Genomic DNA, 20,864 nt, shown 5'->3' with positions numbered 1-20,864 from the left:
TCAATATAAACTCTATTTTGCTAATTCCGAGTCTTTCTCGCCCTCTGCACTTTCCTCTCTTGGAAGTTTCTTCATAAGTACGCTCTGTACCATATGATTGCCAACGGAAAGAATCGTGAAACTATAGCCGTTAACTTCGACGCTGAATTCGTCGTCTTCCTCCGGTATCCTGTCAAGTTTCGAGATAAGAAATCCGTTCAAAGTCTCAAACTCAAGTTCACCGAAAGACATTTCAAATTTCTTTTCCAATACTTCAATGGGCGTTGAGCCCTCTACAATAAACTCATCCCTGTTCTTTGTGGGTTTGATGTAGTTTTCGTCTTCGTCATATTCATCCATGATATTTCCGACAATCTCTTCAAGAATGTCCTCCATGGATACAAGTCCCGCGGTCTGACCATATTCATCAATTACAACAACCATCTGCGTCTTGGAAGATTGCATATTGTGAAAAAGAGAATCAATATTCCTGGTCTCGGGAACAAACTTGGGCTGACGAAGAAGTCCCTTTATCTTCCTGATCGGAAGATCTTTTTCTGTTTCCTCTGACAGTTTCTTCATCGCATCACGTATATGCATGATGCCGATAATATGATCGATGTCGTCAAGGTAGACCGGAAATCTGGAATTGTTGGTATCCATCATAAATCCGACAGCCTCTTTAAGAGTCATGTTCGCATCAATGGCAACCATTGCATTTCTGTTTGTCATGATATCCTGAGCTTCCTTGTCCGAAAACTCAAAGATATTCGAGATCATATCTGCCTCTGTCTCCTGAAGCACGCCCTGCTCCTGGCCTTCGGAAACCATTGAAATGATTCCTTCCGTGGTGACATCGGTAAGATTCTCATCTCCTCTTACGCCAAAGAGATATAATACCGTGCCGGAAACCACTCTTACAATTGCAACCAGCGGAGTAACCAGATATCTCATAAAAACAACAGGATAATAACACGCGGTCGCCCATTTTTCGGGACATCTGACCGCAAGCCGTTCAGGTATTCTGACACCAAAACTCATTGTAAGAAGCAATATCACTGCGCCTGTCAGGCAATATGTAATGCGGGTTGCAACATAAGCTCCGCCAAAATCCAGAATATATGCAATATATCTTCCGATACCTTTTGTGACAATTCCTCCGAGAAGCATGTTGACCGCTGCCGCAAAAACATTCATGGCTCTTATATGTTTCTCGGGATTTTCCATGATCTTAAGAAGTCCCGAAGCAACTTTATTTTTATTCTCACGACTCTTATTCTCGACATCCTCTTCCTTGACGCGGGTTATTGCCGCATCAAATCCGAAAACAAAGATATCGGCTATAAGAACAGCCGCAAGTAAAAGAAAACTGGCAGAAGGCAAGCCTTCGTCCATAATCAGCCCTCCTGATACGCGATTGATTAAAATAAACCTAAAACCTCAAATTAAAATATACCACATTTTAGCATAATGTACTATATATAATTCCGACAATATTAGCTAAAATGCTTCTTTACCTTATCATACTGTACATTAATCTCCTGCAGTGCGCCGTTATCTCCATCCATGTTGTCGGGATGGTAGAGTTTTACAAGACTTTTATACTTTCGTTCAGCACTTTCCCTGCTTTTACAGCCGGCAAAAAAATCAAATCCCTGCGCACCCGCCGCAGCTACCGCAGGTTCTCTTTCGTAGCCGTAGGATGATTCATCCGCATCTTCCTCGTAATACTCATCTTCATAATATTCTTCTTCGTAGAATTCATCATCATACTCCGCATCGTCATACGGTTCGTCGTCCTCATAGCCCGCATATCCCGCATCCCCATAGCCGCGGTCGTAGTATTCTCTTTCGTCATAGCGCGCTCTCTCCCCATAGTATTCTCTGTCATCGTAGCGCGGTCTGTCGTCGTAGAATTCTCTGTCTTCATAGCGCGGTCTGTCATCGTAGAATCCTTCATTTTCGGGAGACGCTTCTTTTTTCTCTTTTTTCCATTTGGCATACTCTTTTACAACATGCCTTTTACCTGCATCGGGAAAGATCTTGTAATACCTGTTTTGCATTACACTCATAAATCCCTTGCCGACTATCGCAAATCCTACATAGAAAGCCATATCGGCGACAACGGCGTAAAGAAGTATCCTTCCGTAGGAAAAAAGTACGGTTATGCCAAGAATGACGCCAACTACCGGTGTAAGCAGGATAAAGCTCAGAACAAGAAGAATAATAAAAGAAAACGAGCCCTCGTATTTGCCTATTTCTCCTTTCCACCAGTTCACGAGTTCATTATAAAAATATCCGACTTCCGAATTCCCCGTCTTAAGAAAATCCTCCGCGGTCTGTTCAAGTCTCTCATTTGATAAAGCTTCTGTGGAAATCTTATCGGGGCCGGCGCTACCGGAAAGCAAAAGAAATGTATTAAGACAATACAGCCCGCAGAATACAACAGCAGTCACAGGTAAAACGCAATACAGGTATTTGAGTAAACTAAAAAACAGCTTAAGAAACCATGTGAGCATGGATAAAAAAGCCTTAAGCGCAGTTATGGCAAGACTCAGTATAGCGTTAGCTGCTGTAGTCAAAATAGATATCATATAAATACTCCCTTGCAAAACTTCTATAAAAATTTTATACGAAATACGCACCCGTGTCGAGTACTCGGGAGTTTCATAAAAAAGGTAAAAAAAAGAGAACTTTTATAAGTCAAGTTCTCCTTTTAGCTAAAATATTAAATATATACTCGCGGAACTCTGTGATTGATATCGCAGGTAAGCTCATAGTTAAAGCGTCCGCTTAAATCTCCGAGTGTCTCCGCTGAGATCGTTTCGCCCGAAACGGGATCTTTTCCCAGAAGGATTACTTTATCTCCTTCCTTAACATCGGGAATATCGGTAACATCGACCATAAACTGGTCCATGCATACTCTTCCGAGAATATTTGCGCGATGTCCGTTTATAAGAACATATCCCTTATTCGAAAGGCTTCTCGGATAGCCATCTCCGTATCCAACAGGTATTGTCGCGATCTTTGAAGCACTGTCCGTAACAAAGGTTCCGCCGTAGCTTACGGGTGTTCCCGCAGGAACTTCTTTTATCATTACTATATGGCTTACAAGTTCCATTGCAGGCTTAAGGTCTATGATATCCTTCGAAACTTCATCCGAAGGCCACATTCCGTAGATCGTAACACCGGCTCTTACCATATCCATTGAAGATTCGGGAATTGAAATAATACTTGCCGAATTTGCGCAATGATGAATCGGTATCTTCCTTCCTGCCGCAGTCTCCGCATTTTTCACAAACTCAGCAAAGATCTGCTCTCTTTCTTTTGCATTTGAAAGGTCTTTTTCATCGGCGCGGGCAAAATGCGTAAATATTCCTTCAATCTCAAGGCTTTCAACTTCAAATGCCTTTCCGACAAACTCTTCTCCGCTCTTATCATGGCGGATTCCGATTCTTGACATTCCCGTATCAACTGCGATATGTATCGGAGCGGGATTTTTTATAACTCCCGACCTTAACAGCTTTTCGGCGCAATCTCCGAGCTCTTTTAACATATCTTCCCTAAATACCGCAGGTCTTATCCCAAGAGAAAGCATCTTCTCATAAGCATAAGGGAATGTATATCCAAGAACCAAAATAGGCTTATCTATGCCGTTATCTCTTAAGTCAAACGCTTCTTCCGCCGTAGCTGTCGCATATCCCCATATATAATCTTTATCTTCCAAAAACTGTGCGATCCTAAGAGCACCGTGTCCGTAAGCATCCGTCTTTATGACCGCCATTATCCTTACGCCGTCAGGTATATTCCCTTTCATGGCTTCAAGGTTATATTCTATCGCACCCAGGTCCACTCTTGCGCAGACCCTTGAATTTTCATCGTACATCTTCATTCCATCCGTTTTAAATCAAAATATTCTCAAGTTCTTCTACAATATCGGAAGCAACCATAGAAAGCTTCCCGTGCCTCGAAGCCGCCAGATCTCCCGCCGCTCCGTGCAGATACGCTCCAACGCAGGCACATTCAAAAGAGCCAAGCCCCGTGCCCATCAAAGCTCCGAGAACTCCCGACAGCACATCACCGCTTCCCGCAGTTGCCATGCCATCATTTCCACTCACATTAATATAAATCTTTTTTTCGTTACTGTCACTAACAACACTTCGTGCATCTTTGCAAACAACAGTGCAGTGAAGCTCATTTGCCAGTTCTTTCGGGTAAAAAAGAATATTTCTTTTACACTCGTTTATATCTCTGCCAAAGAGCCTTGCAAATTCAGCAAGATGTGGTGTCAGGATAAGCTTCCTTCCGTTCCTGCTAAAGTTGCCCGCAAGATTCCTAAGTTCTTTGTCTGCCGCGATATGATTAAGCCCATCCGCATCGACAACAAGATTCTTGTCATATCTTGCAAGAACAAACTTAAGGATTTCCGCGCCTTTTCCGTTCATTCCGATTCCGGGACCCACAACCGCCGCAGTCGACCAATTCATCGCTTCTTCGAGTTTAGCGGATACAGGCTCATAATCTTCATAAGTATCAATAAGCGCCTCAGGAAGGACAGTCTTTATAACTTCCGCATTCTCGGAAGCAGTAAATACCCTGACCATACCCGCTCCCGCTTTAAGACACGCACCCGCGCTCAGCACGCACGCTCCGCTTATTTCCTTCGATCCCGCCATGATAAGGATCTTACCGTTTGTACCTTTGTTCGAATTCTTTCTTCTCTCGGGCAAAAGAGCTGTCGGCTTTTCATCATAAAAGAAATACTCCGGGGTGTTTCCGCAAAAACTCTCCTCGGTGATCCCCGCATCGCAGACAACAAGTTTTCCGACATGCTCGCATCCGGGATAAAGTATATGTCCCAGCTTTACGCAGTTAAATGTAACCGTCTCGTCAGCATTTACGCATACAGAGCATATTCTTCCGTCATCGGCACTCACGCCCGAAGGAATGTCTACAGATATAACAAAAAGGTCGCTTTTTCTCTCTTTTTTGCAATCATTGATATAGTCTATCACTTCGGCATAACTTCCCGTGATATTACGTGAAATACCTATACCAAATACTGCATCTACAATGATATCCCATTCGGCAGGGCTTTTGTTGTCTCTTATATTGGAAAAAGTGTCACTATTGATTCCGTAATTTGCAGCAATCTTAAGCTGCTTAAGGCACAGCTCGCTGCACTTTGTCATATCACCGACAACAACGAGCTTAACTCTTATCCCTCTTTGTTTCAGAAGTCTTGCGGTGCAAATGCCGTCTCCGCCGTTATTTCCGACTCCCGCAAATACGAGTGCCGAAAATTTTCTGTCCGCATCTTTTGATAAGATATATTTTTCAATCTCATCGGCAACGCAAAGAGACGCCCTTTCCATCAAAATCTCAGTGCTCACTCCGAAAACCTCAGAAGTGTTCCTGTCATATCTTTTCATCTCATCGCTTGTAACCGCATATCTCATATGCTTATCTCCCCCTATTAAAAGTATTTAAAAAGCTGCCAACAGGCAGCTTTTAAATACTTTATGATGTATAATCCTTGTCATTGCCTGCAAGAGGCCTGCGAATAGGATGTCTTCTGTCCGGATCGTATTTCATATCGAATATCTCAATAACTTCCGGACCAAAAATCTGATGCATATAGGAATAAAGATTGTAATTTTCCATCTCCGCCTGCTGCATCAGAACAATGTTTTTCTTAAGCTGCACCCTGAAATCCGAAACCCATTTGTCAAGCTCCGTGATATAGTCGGTATTCTCATGAAGTCTCTCATAGCATACCTTCATCGTTTCTATCATAAGCTCATAATCGGCTTCATATATCTTCTTAGAAAGGTCCCTCAGCTCATCATCGTAGGATTCGATCCTTTCATTACAGTCATTGATGAGCCTGGTTCTGTCTTCGATTTTTTTCTCAATAGCGGATGAATCGCCCGCTTTATTGGCTTCATCCCTAAGGGGCACAATCTCACCAAGAAGCTTCTTCTTAACCTTCTTAAGGTCCTTGGTCTCACTGCGCAGCTTTCCGTCGCGTTCGACAAGTGCATTCAGTTCATCCGCAAGATTCGAGATCTCCGGTGTCATTTCCGTCTGCGTAAACAGCTGGTGCCATTTGTTATCCAGCGTCAAAATAGGAATATTTTTTCCCTCCAGCGCAGACATATAAGCTTCTTTGTCTTTTGCCATTAGTTTTTCTCACCTGAGTTAAACATTTTTTCCTGACCTGTTTATATTATACGATAATTTCATCAAACTGTCAGATAAATGTACATTTTCTACCACAATATAGTCAGGTACCTCAAGATCGACATGTGCAAAATTCCAGATAGCCTGAATTCCGCACTCGCAAAGCCTGTGAGCCATTGGAACCGCCTGATCCTTCGGAATGGTCAAAACGGCAATTTCTATTTTATTATTTTTTACAAAATCTTCTACTTCATCAATGGGACGAACTTCAACATCTCTTATCTTTGTTCCGAAAAGTTCGGGGTTACAGTCAAATGCACCCTTGAAAACAAATCCTCTTCTTGTGAAATTCGTATATCCCGCAATTGCCTTGCCAAGGTGTCCCGCACCGATAATAACAAGGCTGTGTTCTTTGTCAATTCCTAAGATCTTACTGATCTCGTCATAGAGATAACCTACGTTATATCCGTATCCCTGCTGACCGAAACCACCAAAATTATTAAAATCCTGCCTTATCTGAGAAGCAGTTACTTTCATAATGTCGCTAAGTTCTTGAGATGATATTCTCTCAACGCCCTTTTCTTTAAGATCTCCCAAATATCTGAAATATCGTGGAAGTCTGGAAATGACCGCCTGAGAAATTTCCTTATCTGCCATATTCTGCTCCTTTAATTTATATTTGTAATTTTATGACGCCGGTACCCAAAAATAACTTTTTTTGCCACCCGCTTTAATTTATAGATGATTGTTAAGGATTATACAAAATAATTATATCTGTGCGTTAAATCTATGTCAATCCAATAAACCCACATAATACGCAAAAACAGTGAACTTACGGCGCCATTTACTTTGACGGTGAAATCATTTATTATTCAATACGAATTGCATTTTTGATATTGATAATTAAAGAAAGTTGAGGATAAATTATGTCTTATAAAGATTATATGGTACGCGCAACCGCAGCAGATGCGCAGATAAGAGCTTTCGCGGCAACGACAAAGGATCTCGCCGAATACGGAAGAAAGGCCCACAACCTCTCTCCCATTGCCGCAGCTGCGCTGGGACGACTTATGACAGGTACAGTCATGATGGGAACAATGATGGATAACGACCAGGACCTCATAACCGTAAAGATGGACGGAGACGGTCCTTTAAAAGGAGTTCTTGCAACAGCAGACCGATTCGGAAATGTTAAGGGTTATGTTGCAAATCCATATGTTGTCATGGAACCGAATTCATCCGGACATTTAAATGTAGGAGGCGGAATCGGCGAAGGAACGCTCACGGTTATAAGGGATATGGGGTTAAAAGAGCCCTACGTCGGCCAGGTTCCCCTTTATACCGGAGAAGTTGCCGAAGACCTCACATACTATTTTACAAAGTCAGAGCAGACGCCTTCTTCAGTCGGACTCGGTGTTCTTGTCGAAAGAGAAAACCTCTCGGTCATCGCCGCAGGCGGATTTATCATTCAGCTACTGCCCTTTGCATCCGAAGAAGTCATAACAAAGCTTGAGGAAAATCTTACAAAATTCTCTTCTGTCACAGATATCCTTAAAGCCGGAAAGACTCCCGAAGACCTGCTTAACATACTTCTTGAAGGCTTCGATGTCGAGATCACCGACAAGATTGATTTAAATTTCTATTGTAACTGTGACAAAGACAGGGTCGAAAGAGCTCTTATGTTAATTGGCCGAAAAGAGCTTCAGGAGCTGATTGACGAGGGTAAGCCCGTTGAATTATGTTGTCATTTTTGTAACAAAAAATATGTCTTTAAAACGTCTGAACTCCTTGAAATTCAAAGAAATTTAGAATAACACCTTTTATAAAAAGAAATTTTGCGTTATACTATTGCTTAGATGTTGGTAACATTTTACTAACAAAGTTACAGGGGTTTTAACAAAGGAGGTAATAGTATGACAAGACACACTGTAAAAAAATCGCGTGCCATCAGGACCGTCATGTCCTTAACTCTGGCATCGACTATCTTTCTGACTTCCGGTATAGGTGCAGCCGTTGCACATGCCGGAGGAAAAGAAGGTGTATATATAAATAACTCTTCGGGGATCGGAAGCATCAATGATTTCAAGAAACTTGCCGCCGAAGGTAAAGATCTTTCAGATAAAACAGTCATTCTTTCTACAAATGACGCTCAGTGTAATTTCGACAAATATCCTTATGTAGCATCACTTAAAAACTTTTTTGAAGACACTTTAAAGTCCGACGTTGTACTTATTGACACAGGTGATTTCTGTGAAGGTAAAGATATGGAAAAATTCTGGAGTGCAAACGGCGGTTCTCAGTGCATGAATACTTACGACAATGACTATGCTGCTTTTCTTGCAATGAATGAAGCCGGATACGATTATGCCAATTTCGGAAATTACGGATTCGGAGCAGCAACCACAGCCAATGCAAATAACTATTTTGATTCAGGCTGTAACATTGTCAATTTTGACTGTGCCGATAAAGCAATGAATTCTGCTTGCAAAGGTAAAGGAAAGGATTTCTCACAGTCATCCGAGTGCTTTAACAGTATCATGAAGCAGAACAATCTATGCGACAACAGTTTCATGTATGACTGTGCCAATTCAGACATGAAGATTGGTTTCTTCGGGCTCCCCGATTACCAGGCTAGCTGCAACGCTAATTACGACTTATCCAAGAATTCAGAGTGGTATACAAGTGCAGAACAGCAGGCTCAGTCTCTTAGAGAAGACGGTGCCGATCTCGTTATCTGCATGTCCCAGCTTGGTTTGGGTGATGCTCTCAAAGGCGGTAGCGGAATCTTTGATCTTCTCGGCAATTTATTTGGCCTTGGCGGAAAGAGCGCCACAAAAGGTGCCTCAAAGGGTGGAACCGGATGTGATTTCATAGATCTTCTTCTTGACGGTTGCTCTCTCTTCGCTGAAGGCGAAAGCGCTCTGCCCCTTAAGTTAGCTGATATGCTTCTTCGTAATATCGGTGTAACAATTCTTGATAACAACAGCAAGTCTATCGAAGATAATTTCCTCTTCTCTCTCGATGACATCATCAAGAACCTTGGTGGTGATTCAAACATCTCCAAGTTCGTAAGTGATATGATCGGTGGATTTGGTTTCAACCTCTTCGGCGATGCTGATTGCGACTTCGATTGCGATTGGGATTGGGATTACAACAGCTGCACAGGAAAGACCAACGGCAAGTCAACACCTCAGCCCAAGCCTTCACCACAGCCTAAATGCGGTGACACACCTCAGCCCCAGCCCAAACCTTCACCACAGCCAAAGCCCACTCCACAACCTAAGGGTGGCACATCCACTCCAAAACCGGACGGAGCCGCTGCACCTAAGGGTGAAACAGTTCCCGCTAAACCGGACGGAGCTGCCGCTCCTAAGGGTGAAACAGTTCCCGCCAAGCCCGACGGAGCTGCCGCTCCTAAGGGTGAAACAGTTCCTGCTAAGCCCGATGGCGCTCCCGCACCTTCATATCAGCAGAGCGAGAAGTCGATTTTTGACGAATTATTCCCTGAAGAAGAGGATGATTTCTTCTGGTTCTAATTCTACGTAAATATTGATCAGATTATTTTAACCTGATTTTTAGATAAAAATTTTTATATACCAAGCCACTTCTTTGATCATATATCGGGGAAGTGGTTTGCTTTTTTAACATCTTAAAATTTGAATTAAAATTTTAGGGGTTTAATTAATTTTCTTTTTACGTTATACTATTGATTAAGCATTGGGGCCCAATATGCTTACTACGCGACATAACAACGTTTTTAACATCACAGGAGGTAGTAGTATGAAAAGACACAATGTAAACAAAGCACCTGCCATTCGGGCTGTAATGTCTATGATAATGGCAACAGCAATCTTTCTTTCTTCAAATTTCGGTGCGTCTGTTGCACACGCCGAAACAAAAACCGTCTCATACGAACACAATGAGTCTGTTGACGGAAAAATATCTGATTTCAAAAAAATGGTAGCGGAAGGCAAAGACCTGTCCGACAAGCTGGTAATTATTTCCACAAACGATGTACACGGTGCTATACAGAAATATCCATATGTAGCATCACTAAAAAACTTTTTCAAAAATGAACTCAATGCTGATGTTCTCCTTGTCGACTCCGGAGATTTCAGCCAGGACAAAAATCCTGAACACAATAATGAGGACGCCGACAGTGCCAACTGCATGGAACCTTCAGAAGGTTTGGCCGGTGTTGAAGCCATGAACGCTGCCGGATATGATATCGCGACTTTAGGCAATCATGAATTTGAAAGTTTCGTTAAGCTTGATAAAAATCTATCGAAAGCAAAATTCAAAGTTATTTGTTCAAATCTAGTTACAAAAGATGCTCGTACAGAACTGGAAACCGCCGAAAAAAATAATAAAAATGACAACAATGCATTGATGAACGCATTTAACAGTCTTACCGAAAAAGATTATTTTTGCGCCCCAAGTTATACATATAATAGTTCCAAAACAGGCATAAAGGTTGGTTTCTTCGGCCTCCTTACAGGAGAAGCTAACATAAATAATATTTCAGCCAAAAAGTTAAAAGACTCGCTGGCATTATCTTGCGCAAAATATCAGATAAACTCTCTTGGAGATAATGGTGCGGATATCATCATCTGTCTTTCACACTTAGGCCTTGAAGATGACCGTGGTGACCACCAAAACAGAAGTATCGATATATACAACGCAGTGAAAAACGATCCCACATACAAGGCTAATTACCCTCTGGATCTGGTTCTTGACGGTCACTCTCACACTCTTATAAGCTCAGGCGGAAACGGTGAACCTATCATGTCAGGCAAATATATGCTTCAGTACGCAGGCATCACTATCATCGGAAAAGACACAGACGGTAAAGCTAAAATTGAAAAATCTGTCCTTGTATCACTCGATGACATGAAAGAGAATCTCGGTCCCGATGAAGAAGCAAATGCAACCATTACAAATATTATAAATTCATATAACCCGAGCTTCTTTGGCGGCACACCCGAAAAAACAAGCAAAGAAAAGAAATCCAATCGCTCACACTCAGACAGCAAAAGGAGGAAATCGGCATGAACATTATAAAAAACAAAGCAACTAAAGCCCTTCTGTCAGTTTCAATGGCCACTACCCTTTTCTTTACAGCAAATGCCAGTGGCTCAATTGCAAATGCCCAAGTTGGTGATATTAACTATCCCATTCCGACCCCAAACTTCAAAGAATACAGTCATTTTGATGAACTGGCAGCAAATAATAAGAATAAAAGTTCTTCCCTCAAAGGCAAGACAATAATCCTGACAACAAACGATGTACACGGTGCGATTGAAGGTTATCCATATCTTGCAGGTTTAAAGAAGACTTTAAAAGACAAGTATCAGGCTAATGTCCTTGTCATTGACGCAGGTGATTTTAGCAACGACAAAAAGAAACCAATTTATACAACCCCCGATAATTGTAATGCAATCGATCTGATGAACAAAGTAGGTTATGATGTTGCAACCCTTGGTAATCATGAATTTTATAAAGCGCAATACCTTAAAGGCAACATCGAAAGAGCAACATTTAAAGTGATAAATGCAAATGTCACGCAGGAAAACACTTTTGATTTTATTAAAAACCACAAGATCACCTTAAACGAAGATGATCCCAAAAACAAAATAACAATAGGCTTTTTTGGAGTTGCTACCCCTGATGTAACTACTTTTGACCCCAAAGTCTCTGTTGCTGTCGGCGATAAACTGCTCAACATTTCCAGAGATCAGGTTACAGAATTAAAAAATAGCGGATCTGATATTGTTATTTGCCTGGCTCATTTAGGTCTTGAAGATGCATTTGAAAAAGATCAATGCCGAAGTGTTGACGTTTATAACGCCTTGACCAAAGGAAACGCGGAACAAAATATAGCTCCGGTACCACTTGACCTTATTGTAGACGGTCACTCACACAGCACTATTACTCCTCCTCAAAAAGGTGAACCTGAAAGAGAAAAAATATTATCAACAGGTACCGAATTTGAAAATATTGGAGTTATAGTCATCGATAATAACGATAAAGCAATTGAAGAGACATTCCTTCTCAAAACAAAGAATTTACCAAAAAATCTTCGCGATTCAGACGTTCAGAAAGATGTAGACAAAATAATATCTCAAACCAAATAAAGTAATATATTTTTCCCACCGTATAAGTAAAAGCGCCATTTTTTTGAGTATCAATCAAAAAAGTGGCGCTTTATATTATTACAATTTCTCTTTACCTAACAATATCTCCATAGCATTCGGGTCTTCTGTCTCTGAAAAGTCCCCATGAAGATCTCATTTTTCTGTTCTCTTCAAAATTGTATTCGGCGTATATTATCTCTTCTTTGTCACGACTAGCTTTAGAGATCACATCTCCAGTCTCATCGGTAAGGAAGCTGCTTCCGTAGAAGCACAGGCTTGAAGTCTGGTTGCCGTTTTCCTCGCAAGGATTGACCTTTTCTGTTCCGATTCTGTTTGCAGCCGCAACAGGGATAACATTTGCTGCAGAATGTCCCTGCATTGTTCTCATCCAGTGTCCTGAGCTGTCAACATCAAGTATGGGCTCAGAGCCGATAGCCGTAGGATAAAGAATAATGTCGGCACCTTTTATCGCAAGGCACCTTGCGGTCTCAGGAAACCACTGATCCCAGCATATTCCCACGCCCACATTTCCTACCGAGGTCTTAAATACCTTAAATCCTGTATTACCGGGAGTAAAATAAAATTTTTCCTGATAATAATGATCGTCCGGAATATGAGTTTTCCTATATATATCAACTATCTCACCATCAGAATCTATCATAACGACCGAATTATAAAATACATTCTCATCCTTTTCAAAAATGCTTATCGGCATTACCACTTTATTCTTTTTACAAAAATCCTTGAAGTATATCACCGCAGGATTGGCAAGAACAGGCTCAGCAAGCTCATAATAGTCATATCTTCTCTCCTGGCAAAAATACTTTCTTTCAAAAAGCTCGGACAAAAGAATTAACTTAGCTCCGTTCCGGGCCGCTTCAAGCGCAAGTCTTCCCGCTGTCTCTATATTGCGTTTTACCTGCTCCTCATCGGATGCCGCACTTTCTCCACATGCAAACTGAATACATGCAACTTTGACAAAATCTGACATTTTAATCCTCCGTTTTTATTCCGGTATCTGCTGTGTAATGCAGTGAATATTTCCGCCGCCAAGCAGTATGTCTTTTGCAGGGATTCCTATTACATCTCTGCCCGGATGAATATCTTTTAATATATCAAGAGCTCTCTTATCGCTCTCTGCATTTTCTCCTCCAAACTGAGGAACAAGAAGCGCTCCGTTAATATAATAATAATTCACATAACTTGCGGCAAGTCTCTCGCCCACACTTCTCTCATCCTCGCCGTCTTCAAACACATAATTTGCAAGATTTTCTTCTGTTATAAGGACAGGAACATCAGGTATCGGAAGCTTGTGAATCTTTATCTGTCTTCCCTTTGCATCTGTCACACTGCTAAGATAGTCAAAAGATGCTTTGGAAAGCTCATACTGCGGGTCGTCTTTATTATCGGTCCACGCAAGTACAACTTCACCGGGCTTTACAAACGCACACATATTATCTACATGTTCGTTCGTTTCATCATTATAGATTCCTCTGGGAAGCCAGAGAACCTTTGAAATGCCAAGGTACGATCCAAGCTTTTCTTCTATTTCTTTTTTGGAAAGAGAAGGGTTCCTTCCCTTGCTCAAAAGACAGCTCTCGGTTACCATCAAAGTTCCTTCGCCGTCTGTATGAACAGATCCGCCTTCAAGTATAAAAGGTTCCGCATCATAATACTCATATCCGCACAGTTCGCAGAACTTACCGGGAACCGCATTATCTTTGTCCCAGCTTGCATAGAGACCGTCAAATTCGCCGCCCCATGCATTAAATCCAAAGTTGACAGCTCTTTTAGCCCCATCTTTTCCCGTAACAAAAATAGGTGCAACATCTCTCGCCCACGAATCATCAGTATCAATCTTTATGATATTCATTGCATGATCAAGCCTTCCGCCACATTCTGCGCAGACTTTCTTTGCTATCAGATCCGTAAACTCTTTTGCCTCCGCATAATATACCGGATCGTTCGGAACAAGAAGATAAAGATCTTCTCTCTTTAGTATCTCATAAAAAATCATCCCAAAAGAAGCAAGTGCTCCGCTTCTGTTTTTTCCCCAACTTCCGGGTCTTGTGGGATATATCATAATTGTGCCTTCGTGCCTTCCAAATTCAGCAGGCATACGAAAGCCGTCATTTATCGGCAATGCGCCGTTTCTCGTTATCTTCAAATTGACTCCTTACTTATAATCTTGACTTAAAATCTTCATACGAAAACTTCTTTATAACTTCCACACTTCCGTCTTTGTGCATGATATCAATATCAGGAAGCGGCATTCCGTTGAATGTATTGTTCTTTACCATGCTATAGATCGCCATATCTTCAAATATCAATCTGTCACCGATCTTGATCTCTTTATCAAAACTGTAATCGCCTATAACATCGCCCGCAAGGCAAGTTCTTGATGACAGTCTGTATGTATACTCCTTTTCATCGCACAGCCCCGAATCCTTAAGCGGCGGTCTGTATGGCATCTCAAGAACATCAGGCATATGGCATGCTGCAGACGTATCGAGAATAAGAACAGGATAATTCTCAGTCTCAACAATGTCCATTACTTCGGTCACAAGATAGCCCGCATCAAGCGCGATAGCTTCACCCGGTTCAAGATAGACTTCAAGGTTATATTTTTCTTTTATATATCTGATAAGTTCCTTGAGTCCCTCTCTGTCATAATCAGTTTTTGTTATATGATGTCCGCCTCCGAGATTTATCCATTTTATCTGTGCAAAAAACTCTCCAAAATCCTGTTCAACTTCTTTAAAAGTTGCTTCGAGCGGCTCAAATCCCTGTTCACAGAGCGTATGGAAATGAAGGCCCTCAACACCGCTTGGAAGCGGATTGGGGAGATTTTCCTTTCTAATTCCGAGTCGTGACCCCGGAGCACAGGGATCATATATCTCATGCCCTTCCTGCGTGCTAAACTCAGGATTTATCCTAAGTCCCACAGAAAGTAATTTTTTTGCGGCAGCTTTCTCCCAAACGTTCCTGTGATGTTCAAGCTGTGCAATAGAATTAAATACTATATGATCTGCAACCTCGCATACAAGAGGAAATTCTTCATCCTTAAACGCCGGCTCAAACACATGATTTTCAAGCTTCTTTTTTCCCTCAAAAGGCTTTATCATTTCTTCATATGCGAGTCTTGCTTCATAAAGTCCCGAAGCAGTCGCTCCCTGAAGGTACTCGGCAATAAGCGGATATGTACTGTACGCAGAAAAAGCTTTCTGCGCAAGAAGGATCTTTGCACCCGACTCTTTTGCAATATCCGACAAGATTTTTAAATTATCCAAAAGTTTCTGCTCATCTATAACATAAGCAGGTGTTGCTATTTCTGTTATGTTCATCCAAAATACTCCAATTCTGATAAAAAAGTAATTTCCGTTATGCAAAAACAAAGCTTCACTTTAGAAATTAAAAGTGAAGCTTTGCCTATATTATAATCGCTTAAAACAATCTCAATCAACCAAAATCGGATTCTCGTCTACTACCCACGGAAGTCCGTATTCATTGAGCATCTCCATGTACGGATCGGGATCGAACTCATCTGTTGTATATACACCGGGCTTTTTCCACTTACCGCTTAAAACAAGTGCTGTTCCGATCATGGCAGGTACACCTGTTGTGTAGCTGATAGCCTGACTTCCAAGCTCCTTGTAGCATTCCTGATGGTCACATACATTATAAATATAAAGAGTCTTCTCCTTGCCATCCTTTATACCGCGGAAGATACATCCAATATTTGTCTTACCGACAGTTCTGGGTCCGAGGCTTGCGGGATCCGGAAGAAGTGCCTTAAGGAACTGAATCGGAACGATTTCTTTTCCTTCGAAGTTTATAGGGCTTGTCGAAAGCATTCCAACATCTTCAAGACAACGCATGTGATCGAGATAGCTCTGTCCGAATGTCATAAAGAAACGAATTCTCTTAATCTCAGGGAAATTCTTTCCAAGAGCTTCTATCTCCTCATGATGAAGAAGATACATATCCTTCTGTCCAACCTGCGGGAAGTCATATTCTCTCTTGATCTCCATAGGTTTAGTCTCTACCCAGTGACCGTCCTCCCAATAGCTTCCGTTTGCAGAAACCTCACGAAGATTTATCTCAGGGTTAAAGTTTGTTGCAAAAGCATAGCCGTGATCGCCACCGTTGCAATCAAGAATATCAACCGTATGGATCTCATCAAAATAGTGCTTTTTAGCATAAGCAACAAAAACGCTTGTTACACCGGGATCGAAACCTGTTCCGAGAAGGCCTGTGATTCCTGCCTCTTTGAACTTGTCCATATATTCCCACTGATAGCTGTAATCAAAATATGCTGTAAAGCCTTTCTCCTTGCATCTCTTCTCATATGCAGCGCGCCAAACGGGCTCGTCGATATCTTCAGGTTCATAGTTTGCTGTATCGATGTAATCCACCTTGCACTCAAGGCAGGCATCCATTATTACAAGATCCTGATAAGGAAGTGCGACATTAAGCACAGCGTCGGGCTTGTAGTCCTTAATAAGCGCGATAATCTCGTTTACATCATCGGCATTAACTGTCGCTGTCGTGATCTTTACAGGTGTTCCCTGCTTCTCAAGCTTTTCTTTTAAAGCATCGCACTTTGATACAGTACGACTCGCAAGACACATCTCCGTAAATACCTCGCTGTTCTGACAGCATTTCTGTATCGCAACCTGTGCGACACCGCCGCAACCTATAACCAATAATCTGCTCATATTTTCTCCTTTTCTATCCTTTTATATACTCTTCTAACAGATAACACGGTCATGAAGTAATTCGCCCACTTGCAAGCAAGCTTGCAGTGGTCGATTACTTATGGCCATGTTATCTTGACATATCTTCCTCTTCCTGAAGCAAATCTTCTACATATTTGGGAAGCATGAACGCTCCTTTATGTAAATGCGTGGTATAATACCACGTTTTTATTCCTCTTTCGTCCCATCTGTCGGGATTGAAATCCTTAAGCGGATGATACTTTTTGCTGGCAAAACCAAAGAGCCAGTATCCCGCCGGGCATGTGGGAATATGCGCCTGATAAACCCTGTTTACCGGGAAAACTCTGTAAGCTTTCCTGTGCATAGCTCTGCAGCTCTCCTCGTCCTCATCATAGAACGGGCTTCCGTGCTGATATACCATGATTCCGTCGTCATGAAGCGCTTTGTAGCAACTTCCGTAGAATTCTTTGGTAAAAAGTCCCGCCTCGTGTCCCAAAGGCTCTGTCGCATCATTTATTATAAGATCGTACATATCTTCGCATTTACGAAGGTACTTAAGTCCGTCCTGATAGTAAATATGTACCCTGTCATCTTCAAGACCAACAGCGTTATCAGGGAAATACTGCTTGCAGACATCCACAAACATATTGTCAGGCTCAACAACATCGATAACCTTTATCTCTTCGTAATGAGTGAGCTCTCTGGCAACACCGCCGTCTCCTCCTCCGAGAACAAGGACTCTCTGAACCTTGGGATGAACAGCCATCGGCACATGCACGATCATCTCATCATACGTAAACTCATCCTTCTCAGAAAAGATAATATTACCGTCTGAAGTAAGGAACTTGCCAAACTCAGGCGAATCAAAAACGTCTATTCTCTGAAATTCGCTGCTACCGGAAAAAAGCTGCTTACTGATCCTGATACTGATCTTAACATTTCCGGTATGCATATCGCTAAACCAATAATCCATCTCTGCCATGGCAAATCTCCTCTATAAACACAGTATATATCATATTCAATCAAACCGCGGGCTCTTATTTAAGAACAAAAAGCTCCGAAATATCTTCGCTCTCAGGTCCCTGCATCGAACAGCCTTTCTCCATGGCTGTCTTTATATACTCAAGGATTTCTTCCGTAATAACTTCTCCCGGCGAAAGGATCGGTATTCCGGGCGGATAACACATTACAGATTCCGCAGATATTCTTCCGACACACTCATCGATAGGAAGCTGCTCTTTTTCCGCATAGAAAGCTTCCTGAGGCGTAGCCTTGACAATGGGAGTAATGTACTCCGCCGAGAAAAAGCTCTGCGCAGGCTTTGAGTAAAGTCTTCTGATATCCGCAAGCGCTCCCGCAAGTCTCTCAATATCCTGAAGCCTGTCACCTATGGAAATATAAGCCATTACATTGGACAGATCTCCAAACTCCATCTGTATATCATATTCATCTCTAAGCAGATCGTATACTTCAATTCCGGTAAGTCCGATACTCCTTGTATTGACAACGAGCTTTGTCTCATCGAAATCAAAGATACTTCCGCCATTTATAAGTTCATTACCGTAGGCGTAATAACCGCCTATATCATTTATCTCTTCTCTGGCATACTGCGCCATCTTAGTTACTTTTTCAAAACTGTCATGCCCGTTGAGAGCAAGATTTCTTCTGGAAATATCAAGGCTTCCCAAAAGAAGGTAACTTGCACTTGTAGTCTGTGTCAGATTAACAACACGGCTTATATAACCGATATTTGCATCCGCTCCGCAAAGAAGTATCGAACTCTGAGTAAGACTTCCACCTGACTTATGCATACTGATAGCCGCCATATCTGCGCCTGCAGCCATAGCATTCAAAGGAAGCCCCGGTCCGAAATACAAGTGTGTTCCATGGGCCTCATCAACAAGAGCCTTCATCCCGTTCTCATGTGCCAGATTGACAATGGCCTTAAGATCGGAACAAATACCGTAATATGAGGGATTATTTATAAGAATAGCCTTAGCATCGGGATTATCCTCTACCGCCTTCTTAACATCCGCAATCTCCATCCCAAGCGGTATTCCAAGTTTCGTATCAACCTTGGGATCGATATATACAGGCACTGCTCCGCACAAGATCAGTGCATTTATTGCACTCTTATGCACATTTCTTGGCATAATGATTTTCTCTCCCTTTTTCACATGGGAAAGAACCATCGCCTGTACCGCACTGGTTGTGCCATTTACCATCATAAATGCATGTGCGGCGCCAAAAGCATCCGCCATCAGCTCTTCCGCTTCTTTTATAACAGAAACCGGATGACAAAGATTATCCAGAGGTTTCATGGAATTAACATCTATTCCAACACACCTGTCACCCAAAAAACGTACCAGTTCAGAGTTTCCCCTTCCCCTCTTATGTCCGGGCACATCAAAAGGTACTACTCTTTGCTTGCGAAATTTCTCAAGAGCGTCATAAACTGGCGCTTTCTTTTGTCTACTAAGGTCCAACTGCCGTTCCTCCTACCATCGAGAAATGGTGTTGCACAAGTTCTCTATCAAAAAAGAGCGGTGCGTATTATTAAAACATACGCACTACTCCCCAATCAATTCTAATTGTGCAGCAAAATTATGATACTATATATCTCCCCATTATGAAAGTAAAATTTCGCAGGAAATAAAGTATTTAAGCTACTATTCTATTGTTATATTTTCACGTATCAAAATGCAAAATCAAATGTATAACTAAGACCCGCATTGTAAATCTTGTCATTACTCTGTGTGATCTCTAATGTTGCATCTTTCCAGCCGTTTATCTTGATGATTCCCTTAACGTTGCTACTTTTTCCGGTAAACTCAAGTTCTCCGTCACCTTTATCCTTAAAGGTTCCTTCCAAAACAGCCATCTGGTGGATTGAAAAAACAGCCTCATTGCTTCCGTCAGCACCTTTACGTGTTACAAGTATGCTTCCGATAGTATCTGAATCCTGCATATCTACAAAAGTTCCGTAAACCGATCTCTCCGGGAACTTAAATTTTTCATCATTTGACTGAGCAAGTTCATATGCAAGAACCAGGCATCTGCTGCGAGTGGTATTTTCCATAAACTCACTTACAAGCTTTGAATCTAAGACCTCGCCGTTTTTGTCCTCGCCTATACTTTTTTTCATTACTTCTTCTTTAATTGCATTCCAGCTTCGCTGATCTTCAAGAAGTTTTTCTCTTTTCTTTACATCATATATTTTTCCGACAACTCTTGTGCAGAGAGTATTTAACTCGGTTTCCCATACTGTGCGTGCAAGACCGTCAGCAATTTTTTTCTCTTCCGGTGTTACGGCGTCTGAAGAATAGTCCGCGTACTTTTTAGCAATCTTCTCCACTCTGTCAATCTCATTCTGAATTGTCAGCGCTTCATGTATGGCATCGTTGATCTCTTGCTGTATGTCATATGAATGATCTTTGTAAAAATCAAACTTTGTCGAATCCTCTGAATTTGCACTGCCTACAATCTGTAATGCATTCGCATTTACATTTGCAGTGACCGTTTTGACATTGGCCGGGTCAACCCCAACTACAGTATCTGCTGCAGCGCATCCCCATACGGCAACTGATAGCGTTGAGATCAGTAACATTGAATTAATTGACATTTTCATACTTGGCTAATTCCTCCGCTTAACGTAAAACATAAAATTAAGTGTCATCATTTGCTGCTTAGTATCGCACACAATCTGATATCTGAGTCATATTATAGCATATAATGTGACATAAATTGTGAAGATTGTGAAAAGTCGTTTAATCAATAATAAACTAACTCATTACCGAATAATTAACTAAAAAACACTACATCCAGCAAGGATTTTATGATTAATTTAGTC

At 41.7% G+C, this 20,864-nt stretch carries 17 protein-coding genes; 4 read left to right on the top strand and 13 right to left on the bottom strand.

Annotation, left to right across the window (positions count from 1 at the left end; genetic code table 11):
* Positions 1-12 precede the first annotated feature (12 nt).
* From BLP87_RS04665 to BLP87_RS04640, 6 genes are all read right to left on the bottom strand, one after another.
* Entirely contained in the window at positions 13-1,374 is a 1,362-nt protein-coding gene (locus tag BLP87_RS04665; RefSeq protein ID WP_074461665.1) for a hemolysin family protein, read from the bottom strand.
* A gap of 101 nt (positions 1,375-1,475) precedes the next feature.
* Positions 1,476-2,573 carry a hypothetical protein gene (locus BLP87_RS04660; RefSeq protein WP_074461664.1) on the bottom strand — a complete coding sequence of 366 codons (1,098 nt, stop codon included), beginning with the start codon at positions 2,571-2,573 and terminating at the stop codon, positions 1,476-1,478.
* Between the two features lie 134 nt (positions 2,574-2,707).
* Positions 2,708-3,871: an alanine racemase gene (gene alr / locus BLP87_RS04655; protein WP_074461663.1), complete on the bottom strand. Its 1,164-nt coding sequence runs from the start codon at positions 3,869-3,871 to the stop codon at positions 2,708-2,710.
* A gap of 10 nt (positions 3,872-3,881) precedes the next feature.
* Positions 3,882-5,438: a bifunctional ADP-dependent NAD(P)H-hydrate dehydratase/NAD(P)H-hydrate epimerase gene (locus BLP87_RS04650; RefSeq protein WP_074461662.1), complete on the bottom strand. Its 1,557-nt coding sequence runs from the start codon at positions 5,436-5,438 to the stop codon at positions 3,882-3,884.
* Positions 5,439-5,499: 61 nt separating this feature from the next.
* Entirely contained in the window at positions 5,500-6,162 is a 663-nt protein-coding gene (locus BLP87_RS04645) for a hypothetical protein (RefSeq protein ID WP_074461661.1), read from the bottom strand.
* 18 nt (positions 6,163-6,180) lie between these two features.
* Entirely contained in the window at positions 6,181-6,819 is a 639-nt protein-coding gene (locus BLP87_RS04640; RefSeq protein WP_074461660.1) for a redox-sensing transcriptional repressor Rex, read from the bottom strand.
* 269 nt (positions 6,820-7,088) lie between these two features.
* On the opposite strand from BLP87_RS04640, the gene hslO reads away from it, so the two are divergent.
* The 4 genes from hslO to BLP87_RS04620 all read left to right on the top strand — a co-directional run bounded on the left by hslO (position 7,089) and on the right by BLP87_RS04620 (position 12,296).
* Positions 7,089-7,976, top strand: coding sequence for an Hsp33 family molecular chaperone HslO (gene hslO / locus BLP87_RS04635; protein ID WP_074461659.1), 888 nt, complete (start codon positions 7,089-7,091; stop codon positions 7,974-7,976).
* Between the two features lie 99 nt (positions 7,977-8,075).
* Positions 8,076-9,698 (top strand): bifunctional UDP-sugar hydrolase/5'-nucleotidase, encoded by a 1,623-nt coding sequence (locus tag BLP87_RS04630; protein ID WP_074461658.1) that lies wholly within the window; start codon positions 8,076-8,078, stop codon positions 9,696-9,698.
* A gap of 244 nt (positions 9,699-9,942) precedes the next feature.
* Positions 9,943-11,214, top strand: a complete 1,272-nt coding sequence (locus BLP87_RS04625; RefSeq protein ID WP_074461657.1) for a metallophosphoesterase — start codon at positions 9,943-9,945, stop codon at positions 11,212-11,214.
* Positions 11,211-12,296: a metallophosphoesterase gene (locus BLP87_RS04620; RefSeq protein WP_074461656.1), complete on the top strand. Its 1,086-nt coding sequence runs from the start codon at positions 11,211-11,213 to the stop codon at positions 12,294-12,296. Before BLP87_RS04625 ends, BLP87_RS04620 begins: the two co-directional genes overlap by 4 nt.
* 91 nt (positions 12,297-12,387) lie before the next feature.
* On the opposite strand, the gene BLP87_RS04615 is transcribed toward BLP87_RS04620, so the two are convergent.
* From BLP87_RS04615 to BLP87_RS04585, 7 genes are all read right to left on the bottom strand, one after another.
* Entirely contained in the window at positions 12,388-13,287 is a 900-nt protein-coding gene (locus tag BLP87_RS04615) for a nitrilase-related carbon-nitrogen hydrolase (protein ID WP_074461655.1), read from the bottom strand.
* A 15-nt stretch (positions 13,288-13,302) separates the two neighbouring features.
* On the bottom strand, positions 13,303-14,463 hold the full coding sequence (aguA, locus tag BLP87_RS04610) for an agmatine deiminase (protein ID WP_074461654.1): 1,161 nt from the start codon (positions 14,461-14,463) through the stop codon (positions 13,303-13,305).
* A gap of 13 nt (positions 14,464-14,476) precedes the next feature.
* Positions 14,477-15,640 carry a carboxynorspermidine decarboxylase gene (gene nspC / locus BLP87_RS04605; RefSeq protein ID WP_074461653.1) on the bottom strand — a complete coding sequence of 388 codons (1,164 nt, stop codon included), beginning with the start codon at positions 15,638-15,640 and terminating at the stop codon, positions 14,477-14,479.
* A gap of 111 nt (positions 15,641-15,751) precedes the next feature.
* Positions 15,752-17,014, bottom strand: coding sequence for a saccharopine dehydrogenase family protein (locus BLP87_RS04600; protein WP_074461652.1), 1,263 nt, complete (start codon positions 17,012-17,014; stop codon positions 15,752-15,754).
* A gap of 109 nt (positions 17,015-17,123) precedes the next feature.
* Positions 17,124-17,987, bottom strand: a complete 864-nt coding sequence (gene speE / locus BLP87_RS04595) for a polyamine aminopropyltransferase (protein ID WP_026513758.1) — start codon at positions 17,985-17,987, stop codon at positions 17,124-17,126.
* Positions 17,988-18,051: 64 nt separating this feature from the next.
* Positions 18,052-19,500: an aminotransferase class I/II-fold pyridoxal phosphate-dependent enzyme gene (locus BLP87_RS04590; protein ID WP_074461651.1), complete on the bottom strand. Its 1,449-nt coding sequence runs from the start codon at positions 19,498-19,500 to the stop codon at positions 18,052-18,054.
* A 209-nt stretch (positions 19,501-19,709) separates the two neighbouring features.
* Positions 19,710-20,642 carry a hypothetical protein gene (locus tag BLP87_RS04585; protein ID WP_074461650.1) on the bottom strand — a complete coding sequence of 311 codons (933 nt, stop codon included), beginning with the start codon at positions 20,640-20,642 and terminating at the stop codon, positions 19,710-19,712.
* Between the last annotated feature and the right edge of the window lie 222 nt (positions 20,643-20,864).

The sequence above is a fragment of the Butyrivibrio hungatei genome (assembly GCF_900101605.1).
GTDB classification, from domain to species: Bacteria; Bacillota; Clostridia; order Lachnospirales; family Lachnospiraceae; genus Butyrivibrio; species Butyrivibrio hungatei_B.
Note: the sequence above shows the minus strand (reverse complement) of the source record. Positions and strands in the feature narration are given on the sequence as shown.